Origin of the sequence: Shinella zoogloeoides (assembly GCF_022682305.1) — a bacterium.
Lineage (GTDB): Bacteria > Pseudomonadota > Alphaproteobacteria > Rhizobiales > Rhizobiaceae > Shinella > Shinella zoogloeoides_B.
This window is the reverse complement of the sequence record NZ_CP093528.1, coordinates 3,566,735-3,581,272: the sequence shown is the minus strand read 5'-3', so window position 1 is coordinate 3,581,272 and position 14,538 is coordinate 3,566,735. Positions and strand designations below refer to the sequence as shown.

General features: G+C 57.7%; 12 protein-coding genes and 1 pseudogene. 10 read left to right on the top strand and 3 right to left on the bottom strand.

Translation table 11 applies throughout. From position 1 onward, the window contains the following. Positions 1 to 513 precede the first annotated feature (513 nt). From MOE34_RS17830 to MOE34_RS17810, 5 genes and pseudogenes are all read left to right on the top strand, one after another. A complete protein-coding gene (locus MOE34_RS17830; RefSeq protein WP_242218827.1) occupies positions 514 to 2,622 on the top strand; it encodes an AAA family ATPase in 2,109 nt (702 codons plus the stop codon). A gap of 550 nt (positions 2,623 to 3,172) precedes the next feature. Next, positions 3,173 to 3,405: pseudogene (locus MOE34_RS17825) on the top strand (damage-inducible mutagenesis protein); the annotation flags it as partial. Between the two features lie 48 nt (positions 3,406 to 3,453). Further along, positions 3,454 to 3,687 carry a hypothetical protein gene (locus MOE34_RS17820; RefSeq protein ID WP_242218825.1) on the top strand — a complete coding sequence of 78 codons (234 nt, stop codon included), beginning with the start codon at positions 3,454 to 3,456 and terminating at the stop codon, positions 3,685 to 3,687. A gap of 498 nt (positions 3,688 to 4,185) precedes the next feature. Continuing rightward, on the top strand, positions 4,186 to 5,541 hold the full coding sequence (locus MOE34_RS17815; RefSeq protein WP_242218824.1) for a type I restriction-modification system subunit M: 1,356 nt from the start codon (positions 4,186 to 4,188) through the stop codon (positions 5,539 to 5,541). Continuing rightward, entirely contained in the window at positions 5,528 to 5,761 is a 234-nt protein-coding gene (locus MOE34_RS17810; RefSeq protein ID WP_108523402.1) for a DUF6429 family protein, read from the top strand. The genes MOE34_RS17815 and MOE34_RS17810 overlap by 14 nt, the downstream gene beginning before the upstream one ends. Here MOE34_RS17810 and tnpC read toward each other — a convergent pair. Genes tnpC through tnpA form a run of 3 tightly spaced genes read right to left on the bottom strand, consistent with a single transcriptional unit; the run spans position 5,742 to position 8,194 of the window. Next, positions 5,742 to 7,442, bottom strand: coding sequence for an IS66 family transposase (gene tnpC / locus MOE34_RS17805; RefSeq protein ID WP_242218822.1), 1,701 nt, complete (start codon positions 7,440 to 7,442; stop codon positions 5,742 to 5,744). The two genes, MOE34_RS17810 and tnpC, sit on opposite strands and share 20 nt — an antisense overlap. A 45-nt stretch (positions 7,443 to 7,487) precedes the next feature. Then, positions 7,488 to 7,841 carry an IS66 family insertion sequence element accessory protein TnpB gene (tnpB, locus tag MOE34_RS17800; RefSeq protein ID WP_037436657.1) on the bottom strand — a complete coding sequence of 118 codons (354 nt, stop codon included), beginning with the start codon at positions 7,839 to 7,841 and terminating at the stop codon, positions 7,488 to 7,490. Further along, positions 7,838 to 8,194 carry an IS66-like element accessory protein TnpA gene (gene tnpA, locus MOE34_RS17795; RefSeq protein ID WP_242223859.1) on the bottom strand — a complete coding sequence of 119 codons (357 nt, stop codon included), beginning with the start codon at positions 8,192 to 8,194 and terminating at the stop codon, positions 7,838 to 7,840. Before tnpA ends, tnpB begins: the two co-directional genes overlap by 4 nt. Between tnpA and MOE34_RS17790 the strand changes: the two genes are divergently transcribed. From MOE34_RS17790 to MOE34_RS17770, 5 genes are all read left to right on the top strand, one after another. Beyond that, positions 8,087 to 8,680 carry an N-6 DNA methylase gene (locus MOE34_RS17790; RefSeq protein ID WP_242218820.1) on the top strand — a complete coding sequence of 198 codons (594 nt, stop codon included), beginning with the start codon at positions 8,087 to 8,089 and terminating at the stop codon, positions 8,678 to 8,680. The genes tnpA and MOE34_RS17790 overlap by 108 nt on opposite strands. Next, positions 8,670 to 9,890, top strand: a complete 1,221-nt coding sequence (locus MOE34_RS17785) for a restriction endonuclease subunit S (RefSeq protein WP_242218817.1) — start codon at positions 8,670 to 8,672, stop codon at positions 9,888 to 9,890. Before MOE34_RS17790 ends, MOE34_RS17785 begins: the two co-directional genes overlap by 11 nt. Next, positions 9,887 to 10,438 carry a hypothetical protein gene (locus MOE34_RS17780; RefSeq protein ID WP_242218815.1) on the top strand — a complete coding sequence of 184 codons (552 nt, stop codon included), beginning with the start codon at positions 9,887 to 9,889 and terminating at the stop codon, positions 10,436 to 10,438. Before MOE34_RS17785 ends, MOE34_RS17780 begins: the two co-directional genes overlap by 4 nt. 3 nt (positions 10,439 to 10,441) lie before the next feature. Next, positions 10,442 to 11,137 (top strand): abortive infection family protein, encoded by a 696-nt coding sequence (locus MOE34_RS17775; RefSeq protein ID WP_242218813.1) that lies wholly within the window; start codon positions 10,442 to 10,444, stop codon positions 11,135 to 11,137. A 141-nt stretch (positions 11,138 to 11,278) separates the two neighbouring features. Next, entirely contained in the window at positions 11,279 to 14,413 is a 3,135-nt protein-coding gene (locus MOE34_RS17770; RefSeq protein ID WP_242218811.1) for a type I restriction endonuclease subunit R, read from the top strand. Positions 14,414 to 14,538: the final 125 nt, after the last annotated feature.

Genomic DNA, 14,538 nt, shown 5'->3' with positions numbered 1-14,538 from the left:
GGCAACAGGGCGCGTGCCGCCCGTAACGCAGCTGCAGTGATTTGCGTCTTCATAAGAAGCCATCAGCCGGCTGTCGGCCCGAAAGTCAAGAAAATCAAAATAGGGTCTTTAGTTTCCGAAAAGGACGCCATATGACATCATTTGTGGAAAAAAAGATTCCGTAAAAGATTTGAGGGTGAACATGGTTGCTTCAACAATCGCGCAATTCGGAATGTCGCCAGTCGAACTGGCGAAGCACCTACGCCAACTCGCTCGAGACATCGAGATCGGCTCTCCGCCGACTGGAGAAAAAATCGTCGAAATCCGTGAATGGACACCGGCACGTCGCGCTGTCCTGTGCCTTGCGGGGCGGCCCGTCGGCCATCCTCTGCTGCCGGACAGCAAGCCCATTTTTACGTCCGAACTCTTTCTTCTGGACCCCGAGCGCCGGTTGGCGCGGACATGGTCTCGTTGGTATCGGCTCCTTGACGAAGTGGGTCCCGAATACTGGACCGGAGGTCGCGCGGAGCGGCCATGAGAGTGTCGCTCGCAGTGTATAAGCCGGATTTGATCATTGACCCCGAATTCGAGGTATATGTCGATAAAATGCGCGCGATGAAGTCACGACATCCCTGGCGCCAAAACGTAGCCGGCCCGCGGAGCCGACCGATCACCGTTCCCGACTTTATGGCATATTGCTGTGTAGGAGCCGCGTTGCGGCCTTATACCAATCCTTGCCGCGGGCTTTTTGCGATCCTTCTTGTAGAAGGGGATGATGTTGAATCTTACATGGCCGGAGCGAGGCTATATCTGCGGCATGTGGGCGGTGAGTATGCTGACTCCTGGCTTAAAACTACATCTGACCGTCGCTTCGAGCACACCGTAGATGAGTTGCTTGAGCGTCCGATAGATAAGAGCTACGCATTCATCGTCGTCAGCGACAAGCATCAGATCAGCGACAAGGCACGCCTGTTTTCGGATGCCGTCGTTCGGGTTAGCAAGCCTTCAAACAGGCAGATCATTGCGGCGTTCGCACGGTTTGGCCATTCCCTTACGGAGAGCGACCTCCGGATGATAGCGGCAGAGTCGTGGGAGCGATTGCGTCTCGCGTTTCTTCCAGGTCGGAGCGTTGCTGCCGGTTTACAGCGTCTGCGCGCAGAGCGGTCGTCGTCCGAACCGGATTCCTCAAATGCGGCAGTGAACGGTCCGACGTTGCATGACCTTCACGGTTTCGGTGATGCCGGGCACTGGGGTATCGAGTTGTCTCGGGATGTCGCCGACTATCTTGACGGGAAGCTGGCCTGGTCGGACGTGGACGTCGGTGTGTTGGTCTCGGGCTCCCCGGGGGTGGGAAAAACAACTTTTGCGGAAGCGTTGTCCAGAACATGTCGATTGCCGTTGGTATCAGCATCCGCGGCCCAGTGGCAGGCCGCCGGGCATTTAGGCGACTTCTTGAAGGCGATGAGGCAAACTTTCCATGAAGCCAAGTCGAAGGCACCATGCATTTTGTTTGTGGATGAAATCGATTCGTTTGGCGACCGCTCCGTACACGGACACCACGACGACTATAAGCGCCAGATTATAAATGGTTTTCTAGAATGCATTGATGGCATAGAGCGCCGCGAAGGGCTGATAGTCATCGGCGCTACTAACTTTCCCGACATCCTCGATCCTGCGATACGTCGTGCCGGACGGCTCGACCGGCATATCCATATTCCGATGCCGGATGCCGCGACGCGTCTTAAAATCGCAGAGCAGTATGCGGGATTGATTTTTCCGGCGGAGTACCTGGAAAGGTTCGCTCGGACAACGCACGGGATGACAGGTGCGGACATCAGCTTGCTGATCCGCAATGCTAGGCGCGTCGCGCGTCGGCGATCAGAAGCATTGGTCGTGGAGCACATTATGGGTTGCTTACCAGCACTCCAATCGTTGTCGGCCAATACTCTACACAGAACAGCCATTCATGAAGCTGGGCATGCAATTGCCGGCCTGGCGCTCGGCCTCGGCCCCCTCGAGGCGATTGTCATCCGTGAGGATATCACCGTTGGGGCGGTGGAATCGGTTGGAAAGACGCTATTCGCAGGAGACCCCGCGGAACGGCGCTCGCGCAGTCACTACCTCAACCATATCGCAGTCTTGATGGCAGGTATGGCTGCGGAAGAACTCGAATTCGGAGAATCCTGTGAGGGGGCAACCGGGGGCGTGGACTCTGATCTCGGGCGCGCGACTGAAATTGCAACCCTCGTCGAGGTCTCGTTCGGATTAGGCAGCACGTTGATCATCGAGACCGTATCAGAGAAGCGATTGTCCGATCTGCGAGTACGAAACCCGGAAGTCCGCGCGGCAATCAATGAAATATTGAAGGAGCAGTATGAGAGAGCTCGAAACATCCTGGTTGAAAATCTGGACGCGCTGAGGGAAGTGGCAACGGAGGTGCTGAAAGTGCGGCACCTTCAAGGTGGCGCTGTCACGACGATCATTGAAAGACACCGGGTACACTCGGCCAGGAAACGCCAGGACGAGGCAGATCGAGGGAAAGTCAGTGCGGCCCTGGCGATACTCGACCGCGTTCCCGACAACGATCCCGATCAGGGAGACGAAGTACCCAATGATGATACCTTATCGGAATGTCGTTCGTGACTGACGCGCGGCGGGGTGAGAAACCGCTTTCGAGTACGTCCACATCGCGCCACGCGTCAAAATGCAGACCTTAGCCGCTACGAATACAGTTCAATCCTTGCATGCAGATGGCGACGAGATAGTTCGTTGCAGGCGTAGCGGTGGGCGGCGTTCGTCTGGTTTGATCCTGATCCGCCGCCCGATCGGCCTTGCGCCAATTTCATCCAATACCGCTCCCAGCGATAGCTTGCTTTCTCCATCACGCTGCGGCTTCGGTTTAGACCGTTTTGCCATCGCTTCATCTCCATCCATCCATTCGTAACCTGGTCGCATTCGCGACCGTAAACAAGTCTTTCGCTCTGCACCTCGAAAAAATATTCAACGCGGCCGGTCACTTAGCGGAGATACCTTAGAGTCTGATTCGATTGGCGTTTCCGACAGGAGACACGACAACTCCCGAATTTTTGGGGATTCCAGCTGGCTTGACTCCCTATACGAATAGGAACAGAAAGGGAACACCAACATGTCCGGGACAGGAAGCCATAATCAACGCGAGCCACGGAGGATCGTGATCGTCGACACATGCAATTCCCGGCTCCTGGATGACGTTAGGGAGCGTATCGCTCATATCGAGGGGGCGCGTCGCGTCGCGCTACGAAGTTGCCGTTCGGCGTTCGCGAGATTGACGAACGGCTGCCGGGCGGAGGGCTGACTTACGACGGCATCCATGAGGTGTCAGGTGGTGGTACGGTCGATGGTGCGGCAGCCTGCCTGTTTGCGGCGGGGATTGCAGCGAGGATGAGGAGGATGAAGACCGCACATCTTCCCCAGCGTCTTTCGAAGGTTGGATGAATGAGCGATCCGTATTTGGCAGCCTTACGTGCGGCGAGGGTCGGCCTCTTATTCTCTCACCCGGAGGAAGGAATGGCTCTTGCGCGCTTGATACCGCGCGAAGTGGCGAACTCAGTGAATGGACTTGAATGCATCGGCGGCGACCTGCTGTATGAGCGCGAGTATGTCAAGTCGCTGACGCACGCTGAGTTAAAGACTGCTTTGCTCGGTATCGCCATAGAAGCCCGGTATTGAGAGCAGTTGCCACAAGATTCCGCTGAGGGCTGATGTGATTTCGCCGAAAAGGTTTGTCTCTGCACTGCCTAGTTGAGTCATTCCGCTGGTTTTGATTTGTCCATTTTGGGTTTCCTGAAATCGACAGAGGTTTGTTTCCGCGGAGGTAACCACTCATTTTGATGTTCTAACGTTTGCAATGCCGATTAGGTTGTCCATCGTCACATCAACCCGGACTGTCGCCGCACAAGTGCGGACTCGTCGCCGTATAAGTCCGGATTCCGAACCCGCGTGGACAATTCTAAAGCCATATCGCCCCACCTTGTTTGATTCGAGCTTAGTGAACTTGGCGGGTGGCGATCTGTTCGGTATGAACGAGGTCTTGAATTCAGGTTTCGGCGCTAGTGACCTTGGGTTTCACCATCGGGGACGTCGGGCGTGGCTGGGCTCCACCTGCTGTTAACCTGCTGTTGATAATAACTGGCCAGCTGTCAAACTTTGAGAGACTGGAGTTGAGTCGTGCCGCGTGGGAGAAAACCGAGAGACAACAACCCTGTTACCAAGGCGGCAAAGCCTGGCCCATCTATCGCCGCTACACTTTTTGCGGCCGCCGACAAGCTGCGCGGTAACATGGATGCGGCTGAATATAAGCATGTTGCACTTGGTCTGATTTTTCTGAAGTACATCTCGGATCGATTCGATGCCCGCATTGCCGAAGTCAAGGCGAACCCAGAGGAAGCCTTCCTCCTCGACGACCCGGATGCTGCTCGTGATCTCATCATTGGGGCCGACATCTTCTTCGTGCCCGAAAGCGCGCGCTGGACGTTTCTCAAGGAGAACGCCACCAGCACCAAACCGACTATTGGCGAGCTGATCGACCAGGCTATGGTCGCTATCGAGAAAGAAAACCCCACGCTCAAGGGCGTGTTGACCAAGAATTACGCTAGGCAGGAGCTGGATCAGACTAAGTTGGGCGAGGTCCTGAAGCTCTTCTCTGACATCAAGTTCGAGGACGAACACCACGGGCAGGATGTGCTGGGCAGAGTCTATGAATATTTCCTCGGCGAATTTGCTAAGCTCGAGGGCAAGCGCGGCGGGCAGTACTACACGGCTGGCAGCGTAGTAAAGCTGCTCGTCGCCATGCTGGAACCTTTCAAGGGTCGCGTCTATGACCCCTGCTGTGGGTCGGGAGGTATGTTCGTGCAGTCCGAGCGCTTCGTGGAGGAGCATGCGGGCAAGCACGTTGACCCTAAAAAGGCACGCGACCAGATCGCTGTCTATGGACAGGAGTCCAACGCAACCACATGGCGGCTCGCCAAGATGAACCTTGCCATCCGGGGCATCGAGGCGAACCTCGGGTCCAAGTGGGCGGACACCTTCCACGAAGACATGCACAAGGGTCTCATGGCGAAATACGTGCTCGCCAACCCGCCCTTCAATGACAGTGACTGGGGCGGCGATAAGCTCAAGGGCGACGCCCGTTGGCGTTATGGCGTGCCCCCTGCAGGCAATGCCAACTTCGCCTGGTTACAGCACATCATCTACCACCTTGCGCCCGATGGATACGCAGGCGTGGTGCTGGCCAACGGCTCGCTCTCCAGCCAACAGTCTGGCGAGGGTGATATCCGTCGGGCTCTAATCGAGGGCATCACTGTTAGCGAATCCGGAAAGCAATTACACTATCCGGGCCTCGTTGATTGTATTGTGGCGCTACCAGCGCAGCTCTTTTCCACCACACAGATACCAGTCTGCCTGTGGTTTCTCACCCGCGACAAATCGAATGGCCTTTCGCGAGACAAGAAGCGTATCCATCCGAGGAGGGCCGCGGGATTTTGGGCGCCGCGCGTGGTAACGTCGGTTCATGGAGATCGATGAGGACAAGATCGACGATGCCGTCTTGGCGCTGTTATGGCTGACGCTGCATAACGAGCGTTGTGCCTGGAAGGGCTTCGACTGGGCAACGACGGATCGGCTTCACAAGAAGGGCTTGATCGGCGACCCTGTCAACAAGTCGAAGTCATTGATCCTGACCGATGAAGGCTTGGAGCGTTCGGAAGCGTTGTTCCGGGAGCTGTTTACGCGGCCGCCGCAATAGCCGTCCCTTTGTGTGTCTTCCATTGCCAAGGCAGCAGTTCGTGCAGGCGGGAGACGGGAAGATCGGCGATGCGAGCGAACACATCGGCGAGCCACGCTTTTGGGTCGACGTCGTTGAGACGGCAAGTCGTGATCACGGAGAGCATGATGGCGGCTCGATCGGCCCCACGCTGGGAACCGGCGAAGGTCCAGTTGCGGCGCCCGAGCGCAATTCCTCTCAGCGCGCGCTCGGCGGCATTGTTCGTGAGACAAATCCGGCCATCTTCCAGGAAACGGGCAAACCCATCCCAGCGCTTCAGCATGTAATCGATCGGCTCGATCACCTCGGACGATTTGCTGAGCGTGGCGCGCTCCCGTTTCAGCCACTCGTGCATGTCATCGAACAGCGGCTTGCTCTTTTCCTGCCGCGCGGCCAGTCGTTCTTCGGCGCTCAATCCATTGATCTGGCGCTCGATCTCGAACAGCGCGTCGTAGCGTTGGACGGCCTCCAATGCGATCGGCGAGATCGGCTTTCCTTTGCGTTTGCGGTTACGGGCACTTTTCTGGATGTCGGCCAGTTCAAAGAATTTGCGCCGCGCGTGCGCATGACAAAAGGCGAAGGTGATCGGTACCGCTTTCTTTTCGGCGACACTGAGCGGCTCGAAGCCATTGTAACAATCACTCTGCAGAATACCGCCATACTCGGCCAGGTGCTTCTGCGGGTGCTCGCCGCGGCGGTCGCTCGACGCATAGTATATGGCCGCCGGCGCTGCCGCGCCGCCGTAGGGTCGATCATCGCACACGTACGTCCATATTCGCCCGGTCGTGCATTTGTCTTTGGCCTGGATGGGAATGGTGGTGTCGTCGCCAAAAAGGCGCTCGGCCGCGAAGACATGCGCCTCGATCAGATCAAAGATCGGCAGGAGCGCGGCTGTGCCATACCCGACCTGGTCGGCCAGCGTCGAGGTCGAAAGCTCGATGCCCTCACATTTGAACCGGGTGCTCTGGCGGTTGAGGGGGCTATGCATACCAAACTTGTCAAAGAGGATCGTCGCCAGCAGATGAGGACCGATGAAGCCGCGTGGCGTGGCATGGAACGGCGCCGGCGGCTGGCTGATCGCCTCGCAGTCTCGGCAGGTAAATTTCTCCCGCACCGTCTCGATCACTTTGAACCGGCGCGGAACCTCCTCGAGCGTCTCAGTGACGTCCTCGCCCAGTTTCGACAGGCGCGACCCGCCGCAGCATGCACAGGTGACTGGGGGATCGATCACCACGCGCTCACGCTCGATATCCTCCGGCCACGGCTTTCGGACCGGCCGTTTGCGCGTGAACGACCGCACGCTCGAGGTCTTGGCGGCAGCCGCCTGCGCTGCGGCTTCATCTTCCGTCGCCGCCATCACCAGTTCTTCGAGCTGCAATTCCATCTGGTCGATCAGGCGCGCCGTGCGCTCGGATCGCCGGCCGCGCAGTTCCCGCTTCAGCTTTTCGATCGCCAGTTCCAGACTGGCAATCAAGGCCTCACTGTCCGACAGCATGGCCTGCGCATTGGCGGCTTGCGCCACTGCCATGTCCCGCTCGGCGACGACGGTATCGCGCTCGGCGACAACGACGTCGCGTTCAGCCTGTAACATCTCGCGCTCGGAAAGCAGCGCCAGATAGGCGTTCGCAAGGTCCGCAGGAAGATCCACAGGCTTCGAAGTCATGAAGCCATTCGATCAGATTCACTCAATATTTTCAATGCAATAATGCTATCCGACCCGTGTCGGACGCCAGGTTTCCTGCGGATTGCGCCAGTCGATCCCGGACAACAAATAAGATAATTGCGCCGGTGAGATCGCTACCGCGCCGCCCTCCATATTCGGCCAGATAAACCGGCCCTTCTCCAGGCGCCGCGTAAAAAGGCAGGCGCCCAGACCATCATGCCAGATGATCTTCAATATATCCGATCTGCGCCCCCTGAAGACGAAGAGATGCCCTGACAACGGATCATGCTTCAGCACCTCCTGCACCCGAAGCGCCAGGGAGGGAAAGCCACAGCGCATGTCCGTATACCCCGTCGAAAGCCAGACCTTGACCCCTGTTCCCATCGGAAACGGATTCACCGCAGCGCCTCCAGTCCGCGCAGGATCCGGAGCAGCGCTTCAACGTCGACATCGCGGTCCACAATCACACGGCGACCATTCGCGCTGACAACCTCCATCCGGCTGGCGTTCGGCAATGACCCTGCTGCTGGCTCTACCTCTGGCACAAGTAGCGCCGGGACAAAGCCACCGACAGGAGACCCAACATCCAGTTGCCACACTCGTGCGAGCCGGCGCCATTCATATAACTGAGAACGCGATATTCCATGTCGCCGCGCCGTCGTCGCACACAAGCCAGGTTCCGAATAGCTCTCGGCGACAATCTGGAGCTTCATCTCTTTGCTAAATCGACGACGCCGACCCGTGTCGACAATCTCAACTCGATCCATAGCCGCACTGTCCTTTTTGACGTCAATAAGGACAGTCAGTGCCAGATCCGGCAATTCCTACAAGGCGGCCCACCTCGGATGCGTACCAAGAAGCTACGCGATCGGACAAATGAAATCCTGTTTATCGACGCACGCAATCTCGGCATCATGGTCTCTCGCACGCTAAAGGAACTAACGGACGACGACATCTCAAAGGTCGCCGACACTTACCATGCGTGGAGAGAGATCGGCGGGCTTTATCAGGATGTGCAAGGTTTCGCCAAATCCGCGACCCTCAAGGAGGTCGAGGCGCAGGGCTTTGTACTGACGCCTGGGCGCTATGTCGGCACTGAGGCAGCAGAAGAGGATGCCGAGGGCTTCGACGCCAAAATGACGCGGCTAACCAAGGTGCTGCGCGAGCAAATGGCCGAAGGCGTGGCGCTGGACGAACGTATCCGCAAGGCGCTAATGGGAGTCGGCCATGGCTGGTGAGTGGACCGTCGCGAAGTGGGGCGAGATAGCTACGCTGGCTTATGGCAGAGCCCTAAATGGTTATTCAAAAACTAAGGGCATTGCGCGGGTCTATGGCACCAACGGCCCAATCGGCTGGCATGACGAAGCACGCTGGGATGGTCCCGGCGTCATTGTGGGGCGAAAAGGTGCCTATCGTGGTGTTCACTACAGTACTGCCCCCTACTGGGTGATCGACACGGCATATTCACTGCGCCCGAAGGTCGATCTAAATCTTCGATGGGCCTACTATCAGCTCAAGTATTTGGACGTGAACAACATCGACGATGGGTCTCCAATTCCGTCGACCACTCGGGACGCATTCTATGTCCAAAATCTTCTCTTGCCGCCTCGGGAGGAGCAAGATCGAATCACAGAACTACTTTCTTCGCTCGATGACAAGGTCGACGCGAACCTGCGCACCGCGGCAACATTAGAGGACATAGCGCGGGCGGTGTTCAAGAGCTGGTTCGTCGATTTCGACCCGGTCCGCGCCAAATCCAAGGGCCACCCCACGGGCCTGCCCGACACCACTGCAGCCCTCTTCCCTGACCATTTCGAAGAAAATGGTCTACCGGCGGGTTGGGGTAAGGTTCCACTCCTCGAACATGCGCGCCTTATTTCCGGAGGAACGCCGAAGACTGATGAACCAGCATATTGGGATGGCCCTGTTCTTTGGGCCAGCGCGAAGGACGTGAGCCAGTGTGCTGATCGATTCCTCATAAGCACTGAACGCACCGTCACGCATCGCGGACTTCAGGAAAGCGCCGCGCGTTTAGTCCCCGCGCTTTCAACCGTGGTTGTCGCGCGCGGAGCGACCACAGGCAGACACTGCGTCTTTGGTCGAGAAATGGCCATGAACCAGACCTGTTATGCACTGCATTCTGAGGCTAAGAGGCCGTTTTGGCTCGCCTGCACGTTCTCAGCAATGGTGAACGACCTAGTACGTGGCGCGCATGGCTCAGTGTTCGACACGATCACTACCACCACCCTTAAGACGGCAAAGGTCATATACGGCGGCGACGAGATTGTTTCGGCGTTCGAGCGTACTGCGCAACCGATTTATGAACGCATCCTCAACCTTGTCGAAGAGTCAGCTACGCTGCGCGCGGTCCGCGACACTCTGCTACCTAAGCTGATCTCCGGTGAACTCCGCATCAAAGACGCCGGAGCTACAGAGGTGGCGGCATGACGGAAACGCGATTTGATTTGAACTGGCGTCTCTTTGCTGACCCGCCAGACGAACCTGAAACGCAGTACGGCGCGATGTTGGTCAACTACAGCGGCAATACCGCACGTGACACCTACGACATGGTCACGTCCTACCGCGCTGCGGCGTTCCGTCTGCTGGATGCGGCAATGAAACATGGCGAAGCATGGGAGAGCGTCGACCCGATCTTGTTCTGCTTCCGGCACGCGTTGGAGCTAAACCTCAAGAGTCTTCACACTGGTGCACGCCTGCGCACACACGGCCTCAAGCCTATGGCAGACGCGCTGCACGAACGGCTGTCCTCACGCTACCCGACCGTTCAGGTCAACTGGCTTCGCGATCGTATCCACGAGTTCGACACAGTCGACCCGCGCTCGACGGCCTTCCGCTACGATGACGCCGCGTCTCCTGCTACGCCACCGGAGCTATGGGTCGATTTCGCCAAGCTCAGGCACATCATGAACACGATGTTTGACGCGCTGGACACGGTCCGCCGCCATGACTTCGAGCTGGAACGGGAAAGAGCCTGACGCATGCCTTACACGCTGCAGATGCTCCGCGCACTCATGGAAACCCACCCCGACCGGGCGGAGCCGCTGCGTATACATGTCGAAGCGCTGGAACGCAGCATCGAGATTCAACCTGCGTTCTGTCTCCAGAGTGTCCGCACGCTGTTCGAGGCCGCACACGCTACCATTGGGCCGCGTCTTGGCGTCGCGTTTGGAAAAGACGATAATTTTCAACAGCGAACGCGCGCGCTTCTCAACGCGATGGACTTTTCCGTAGCGGATCACCCCGATACCGCGAAAATCAATGAGACGATCACGAAATTGCTCGGCAGCATCAACGGCGCGGCACTGGCCCTCGCCGAACTGAGCAACATTCCCAACATGCGCCACGGCGGCTCGCTGGATTGGGGCACCTTGCAGCGTCAGCATGCCTTAATGCTGGGGGGCCTGTGCGACAGCCTGGTTGCTTTCCTCTTCGATGTCGCCTGGAGCCGGACCGCGCCTGAAGACGTGGCAGGGCACCAGCCGGACTACGGCGACCATGACGCGTTCAATGCCTATCTCGACTCAGAGTTCGATCCGGTAGAGATCGCCGGTGCAACCTTCGATCCCAGCTACGTGCTGTTTCACCTTGATGAAACCGCTTACGATGCGGCGCGGATCGACTGGCAGGCCGAGAGCGCGGCCGAAGCCACTGACGACAAGGAGGTTGCTGCATGACACGGGTGTGGTGCGGGCGCGCAGACCGGGGAGCCTACACCGACGCCTTCGGGCGACGTGGGTTTGTTGCTGTAAGCGGGAGCGACCCGATTCACCTTTCTCCTGTGACGTCCCACCATATGATGGCGCGGTGAGGTAGCTGTGAGCAACACTTACTCTACTCCTCCCGATAGTCCGCGCCTGGAACTAGCTGAAGAGGCCGTCGAATTCGCGGCGCTCTCATGGTTCGAGTTGCTTGGATGGAGGAGCGTGCCTGGTGACTACCTCGCGCCGGACGGCCCCATGGGCGCGCGGGCAGATTATCGCGAGGCGATCCTTGAGCCTGAACTGCGCAGCGCCATCGCCTCCCTGAACCCAGAGGCGACGGCCGACATGGTCGATTCGGCCGTGTTAAAAATCAAGGCATCGCAGAGCCAGGACCTCATCGAGAACAACAGGCTTTTCCACCCGTTCCTCGTCAGCGGCGTGCCTGTCGAAGTGAACGAGAAAGGTACCACACGCACCGTAGGCATCAGGATCGTCGATCAAGAGAATCCACTGGCTAACCGATTGCTCGTCGCCAACCAATTTATTGTGAAAGGCGAAAGGGGTACTGTTCGCGCGGATGTCATAGCTTTCGTCAATGGCCTGCCCGTGGCAATACTAGAGTTGAAGAGTCCTTCCGACGCGTCCGCAACGCTGGAAAAGGCGCATAACCAGCTAACCACCTACAAGACGAGAGCACCCGAGTTGATGCGCGCCAATCAGGTGCTGGTCATCAGCGATGGCAGCAACGCGCGCATTGGCTCACTGACGGCGCAATTGGATCGGTTCGCCCCGTGGCGAACTATTGATGGCACGGACTTTGATGACGCTGGACGCTCAGAGCTGGAAGTGTTGATCCGTGGCGTGTTCGCGCCTGAGCGGTTCATCGAACTAATCTCCGATTTCGTCGCCTTCGAGGTCAAGGATGGTACCGTCAAGTCTAAGAAACTCGCGGCCTACCATCAGTTCCATGCCGTCAAGAAGGCGCTGGCCTCGACCCTCACCGCGGCTCAGTCCGGCAGCAGAAAGGGCGGTGTTATCTGGCATACGCAAGGTTCTGGCAAGTCACTGACCATGCTATTCTTTGTGCGTCAACTTCAACTCGCCAGGGATTTGAAGAACCCAACTATCGTTCTGGTGACGGATCGCAATGATCTCGACGACCAGCTTTTCGGTACTTTCGCCGATCACGGGGCGGCTCTACGGGGCACCCCTCGGCAGGCTGGTACGTCGGAAGAGATGCGCCGCCTTCTTGCGGTCGATATTGGCGGTCTGGTTTTCACGACCATCCAGCGCTTCAGAGGTGAGGATGGCTCGCATCCCCTTCTCACCGACCGCGGCAACGTGATCGTCATCGCCGACGAGGCGCACCGCACACAGTATGGCTTCAAGAAGCGCTATGTCGAAAGCGATGGTGGCATGCGAGAAGTAGTTGGTTTCGCCGACTATCTCCGGCAGGCACTTCCGCATGCGACGTTCGTCGGATTTACAGGTACACCGATCGAAGAACGGGACCGCGACACATACGGCACTTTCGGCGATGTTATTGACACTTACGATATGACGCAGGCAGTTTTAGACAAAGCCACCGTACCCATCCACTACACGGCTCGTCTTGCCCGTCTGCATCTTGCCCTTGATGACGAAGAGCGGGCCCAACTCGACGCGCTTGCCGAGGAACTTGCGGAAGGTGACGACTCTGCCGTGGAACGCATCAAGGGCAGGCTTGCGCGGTTTGAGGAAGTCGTGGGTGCTCCTGATCGGGTTGCGCAGATTGCCGCCGATATTGTGGAGCACTTCAGTACGCGACGCGATGCGATGGCAGGCGGTAAAGGAATGATCGTGACGGTCAGCCGTCGAGTCGCTGTGATGCTTTACGACGAGATCGCCAAACTACGACCGGAATGGGTGTCCGCTGATGACAAATCCGGCCTCTTGAAAGTAGTCATCACCGGTAACCGTTCTGACGATCCTCAACCGTTGCAACCTCACTTGCGTACCAAATCTCGTTTGGAGGCATTGGCGTCTCGCTTCAAGGACCCTTCGTCCGGTTTTGATCTAGTTATCGTGCGCGACATGTGGCTGACTGGTTTCGATGCGCCCTCCCTGCACACACTCTACATCGACAAGCCTATGCGTGGTCATGGCCTCATGCAGGCGATCGCGCGGGTGAACAGGGTCTGGGGTGACAAGCCCGGTGGGTTGGTCGTTGATTACTTGGGAATCGGTACTGAACTAAAGGCGGCCCTGGAGAAGTACACGCAGGGCGACCGAGACCAAGTGCGTATGGACTCTGACGAGGCCGCACGTCAGACTATCACGCTGCTGGAAAGCGCGCTGGTACTGCTAGACGGTGTCACATGGAAAGACTTCTTTACATCGCCTCCTACGACCCGCCTTACGATCTTGAAGCAGTGTTTGGAACACCTTCTGGCAACCGACAGACGTGATACTTTCATCGACATGGGCTTCAAGCTGGAAGTCGCCTATGCGATCAGCGCGGGTGACGATCGGGTAAAGGGCCGCGCGCATGAGATAGCCATGGTCGTTGCTCTCCGTGCCAATTTGGCGAAGTACACATCAGGCACAGGCCGTAGCCGCACCACAGTTGAACGGGACATCCGCCAACTGCTGTCAAAAGCCGTGATGGCAGATGGTATCCTCGATGTATTCAGGTCCGCTGGCCTTGATCAGCCAGACCTCTCCATCTTTTCCGATGAGTTCCTTGCCGAAGTGCGCGGCACCAGCCAGAGGAATTTGGCTGTCGAGACTTTACGCCGCTTGCTGGCCGATGAAATCAGTGCCCATACCCGCACCAACATCGTTCAGGCCCAGAAGCTGAGTGAGCGATTGGACGAGACGCTGCGCAAATATCATAACCGCGCCGTCGATAGTGTGCAGGTCATTGAGGAATTGATTGCACTTGCCAAAGAAATACGAGCCAGTGGCGCGCGGGCTGCGGAGCTGGGACTGACACAAGAGGAGGTCGCGTTCTATGAGGCACTCGCCGAAAATGGGTCTGCCCGCGAACTAATGGCTCATGAGACCCTGCGCACATTGGCACGCCTGTTGGTGCAGACCATCCGCGACTCCGCAACCGTGGACTGGACGCGTAAAGAGGGTGTGAGGGCCAAGATGCGCATCGAGGTACGGAAAATGCTTGCTCGATATGGCTATCCCCCCGACTTGCAAAAGGCTGCTGTGGACTTGGTTGTCCGTCAGGCCGAAGCTATTGCCGCCGATTGGGGGTAGAGGTACCGCCACCATATACTTGTTTCCGAGGAGGCTGAACTGTAGCCAGTGAAGTAGTTGTGCCTAGCAGGGCGGTATCCGCTTCCCGACTATTCGGATTTCCGTGTGGGAACGCATATCCACTG